This window comes from Methylobacterium crusticola (genome assembly GCF_003574465.1).
Classification (GTDB): Bacteria; Pseudomonadota; Alphaproteobacteria; order Rhizobiales; family Beijerinckiaceae; genus Methylobacterium; species Methylobacterium crusticola.
Genome location: NZ_QOWC01000406.1, coordinates 1 through 2,888, shown reverse-complemented (window position 1 = coordinate 2,888; position 2,888 = coordinate 1). Strand labels below are relative to the sequence as shown.

Sequence of the window (2,888 nt, the reverse complement as noted above, 5' to 3'; positions counted from 1 at the left end):
ACGGGGTCCTTATTCCACGCCTAATCACAGCCTTACAGCCGGAAGCTCGGCCGCCACAGTTCGAACCATCGCTGGCCTTGTCATAAGAGTTGGTGTAGGCATTAGCTCTGGCGGGCACAGCGAATGGTGCGGTCATCATAGCAATGGCGAAGATAGCAGTTACAAATCCTTTCAACTTGGTTCCTTTTCGTGGCGACAATCGAAATGTTTATTTGAGATTTGCCGCTGATAAGCATGCCAGAATGCCTTCATCACATTCCCAAGTGGTGGAAGAGGTGGGATGCAGATGCTGGTACTGAGCTCCAAATCAGCGATACTCGCCTAACAAGCTGTGAATGTCGGCACATTGGCCCGGGTGGATACAATGTCCAATAACGTCGAACCTCTAGCGGCGAGTATCGGGATCCCACAACCTTCGCTTGAGACAAACGAAGCTAATTGCTGGTAGAAGCGCAAGCAACGTTTGCTCGATCACGTTGATGTCAATATGAAATAGATGATCCAAGTCGCCACAGAAAATCAAAAGAAGCACAAACTTCTCAGCTACGCTAGTTTGTGGCTAGCAGTTCTTGCACCTTTGTTCGCTGTTAACTTGACGTAGCGCACTAGTTTATTGTGAGTTCTGGATGGTTGACTACCGATGACTTCTGCGATTGTGACTGTTCTTCTCTCGTTAATAGAAGGCGCACGCCGCATCGGCTGCTACGATGATATCTGGCGCACAATGGACTTAGCCATGCTGGAGCTGCGGAGCATTCGCGAAACATTCCGAGATGCCAAGGTTGAACATCAACTGGGAAGTCCAGAGCGGATCGCAGCCCTCAAGGTCTTTCGGAAGGATATCGAGCGAGTGATCGCGATGCCAGGGCTCTGAACTCGGGTTAATGGCAGTTTACGGCTTGCGCGGATGCTGACTCTGTGGGTGCTCCGGAATGGGAGCGCCGCTGATGAGCCTTGCGATCCTGGAGCGCCTGCCGCCGTCGCGCCTGAAGGCGCTGCTGGAGCACTTTGCCGAGATCGAGGATCCGCGCGAGCCCTGGCGGGTCGCCCACCCGCTGCCTGAGGTTCTGCTGCTGGTGGTGTGCGGCACGATTTGCGACTGCGAGGACTATGAGTTGATCGCGGCCTGGGGCGAGGCGCACCTGCCGGTGCTGCGCCGCTACCTGCCCTACCATCACGGCGTGCCAGGCGGGCGCTGGCTGACCCTGCTGATGAACCGGCGCAGGCGCCGCTCGATGGTGGGCGCGTAGGACAGAACCCACCGGTTGAGGGTGGAGTGGTCCACCTCCATGCCCCTCTCCAGCAGCATCTCCTCAATGTCGCGGTAGCTGAGCGCGTAGCGCAGGTACCAGGAGACGGCCTGCGCGATCAGGGTGGCCTCGAAGTGCCGGCCCCTGAAGTCGCCGCGGGCCTGTCTCTTCAGCTTGAGGGCGAGGGCGTTCAGGATCATGGGCCGGCTCCGGGGCGGAGTGGCAAGCTGGGCGGGTATGGCTAACGGCCGGTGAACGGCGCCCGTTCGCGTTTGCGACAGGCCCCTCCCAACCACGTCTTGAGCCACGCTCTTCGCATAAGCTTGGCATATGGTTCGTCGTGACCGAGCCGTGATCTCGAGTGCGACAGCACACCCACAACTGCGGCTGAGCCTGAAACACTCCCCCTGCCAATTGCACGGGATCATGTCGATGCCGTGTGAGTGAGAGGGGGGGACATCTAGATGCACCTGATCTCCAAGCTGGGTTTTGCTGCACTGCTCACCTTCGGCCCGGCTGCGGCGCTGATCTTCGCGTCAGCTCAGGTCGACGACGATGCCTCTAGCTGAAGCACTTACTATGGCCAGTCGCTGGCACTCCGGACACTGTAATCTTGCAGTCAGGAGCTTCTACGCCCGCGTCAGCATCATCGGGGTCCTTCAGATCACCTCGTTCGTCTACGCCGGATATCTGCTTTCCTTCATGCCGGCACCTGAGAGCGTTGCCTCCTCGTCTGTGCAACCTGAGAACATCCGCTACAAGGTCCCAGCATCGAGGGGTGTTTGGATCTGTCCCATCGTGGGTAAGTGCGGTTTTCGCAGGCCCTTGGATGTAGGAGCAGGGCATGATCATTCCCGGTGACCGAGCCGGCCAGCCTAAGGAGCGGGTATGTACGCGCCCGCATATTCCGAGTGCGAACTGCCACATCGAAAGAGAAAAGCTGCTTCGGGACCGGAGCGGAGGATCAAGGGCTGAATATGCGCTATGCGGCATTTGTTCTCATAATCCTGCTCACCCGGCCTGCCTGCGCTCAGGAGCAAGGCTCGGATCTTGTTGAAAAATATAGAAAGATAGCTATTGAGGCTATCGTGGTTTCCCGCATTGCTGATCGTTTGTGCCCAAATCTAACACTCGATGTGTCGCGAGAAAATATTGTTTTGGATCGATTGGACCTCAAAAGCTGGTCTGAAGCTCCTCGAGTGATCGTTCGGAAGTACTTAGTAGGTTTTGAGCAGAGTAATCACAGGGCCTGTGAATTCGCTTGGCGTATGTATGGTAGTGGTACTGGCGGCCCAGTACATCCGAGCTTGCGCCTTCTCTCTCTGCGCCTCATTCAACTGATCACAGAGGATCAATACTAGCCGCCACTAAGAGTTGTTTCTCAGCGGACGGGTCGGGTCCGCATAAGCCCCAGTATGGAACGCGTTATGGGACCTGTCGGAAGTCCTCGAAAGGTCTCAAGTGCGCCACCGTGGCGCTCTCATTCGAGTGTCAGTCTTACCGCCTCCCGCGGCGCCTCGCGGGCCGGCGGCTAGTCTGACGTGATCTATGCGGCGCGGATTGGCCTGGAGGCCACCCGGGCGGTTCCTAGTGGTTTGAGTCTAACACTTGGTGCCCGCGCTTTGCGGCTTGGATGAT

General features: G+C 57.2%; 2 protein-coding genes and 2 pseudogenes. 3 read left to right on the top strand and 1 reads right to left on the bottom strand.

From position 1 onward, the window contains the following. Nucleotides 1-640: 640 nt before the first annotated feature. Both DT057_RS34485 and DT057_RS34480 read left to right on the top strand, forming a co-directional pair. Nucleotides 641-874: a hypothetical protein gene (locus tag DT057_RS34485; protein WP_128566498.1), complete on the top strand. Its 234-nt coding sequence runs from the start codon at nucleotides 641-643 to the stop codon at nucleotides 872-874. A gap of 73 nt (nucleotides 875-947) precedes the next feature. Beyond that, a pseudogene (locus DT057_RS34480) lies at nucleotides 948-1,220 on the top strand (transposase family protein); the annotation flags it as partial. Here DT057_RS34480 and DT057_RS34475 read toward each other — a convergent pair. Continuing rightward, nucleotides 1,214-1,450, bottom strand: a pseudogene (locus tag DT057_RS34475) (IS6 family transposase); the annotation flags it as partial. The pseudogenes DT057_RS34480 and DT057_RS34475 overlap by 7 nt on opposite strands. A 777-nt stretch (nucleotides 1,451-2,227) precedes the next feature. On the opposite strand from DT057_RS34475, the gene DT057_RS34470 reads away from it, so the two are divergent. After that, complete coding sequence (locus tag DT057_RS34470; RefSeq protein ID WP_128566497.1) at nucleotides 2,228-2,611, top strand: hypothetical protein; 384 nt, start codon at nucleotides 2,228-2,230, stop codon at nucleotides 2,609-2,611. Nucleotides 2,612-2,888 lie beyond the last annotated feature (277 nt).

Excerpts from the sequence above, each read along its gene's own strand:
- DT057_RS34485 (WP_128566498.1), top strand. The coding sequence starts at position 641 with ATGACTTCTGCGATTGTGACTGTTCTTCTCTCGTTAATAGAAGGCGCA.
- DT057_RS34470 (WP_128566497.1), top strand. The coding sequence starts at position 2,228 with ATGCGCTATGCGGCATTTGTTCTCATAATCCTGCTCACCCGGCCTGCC.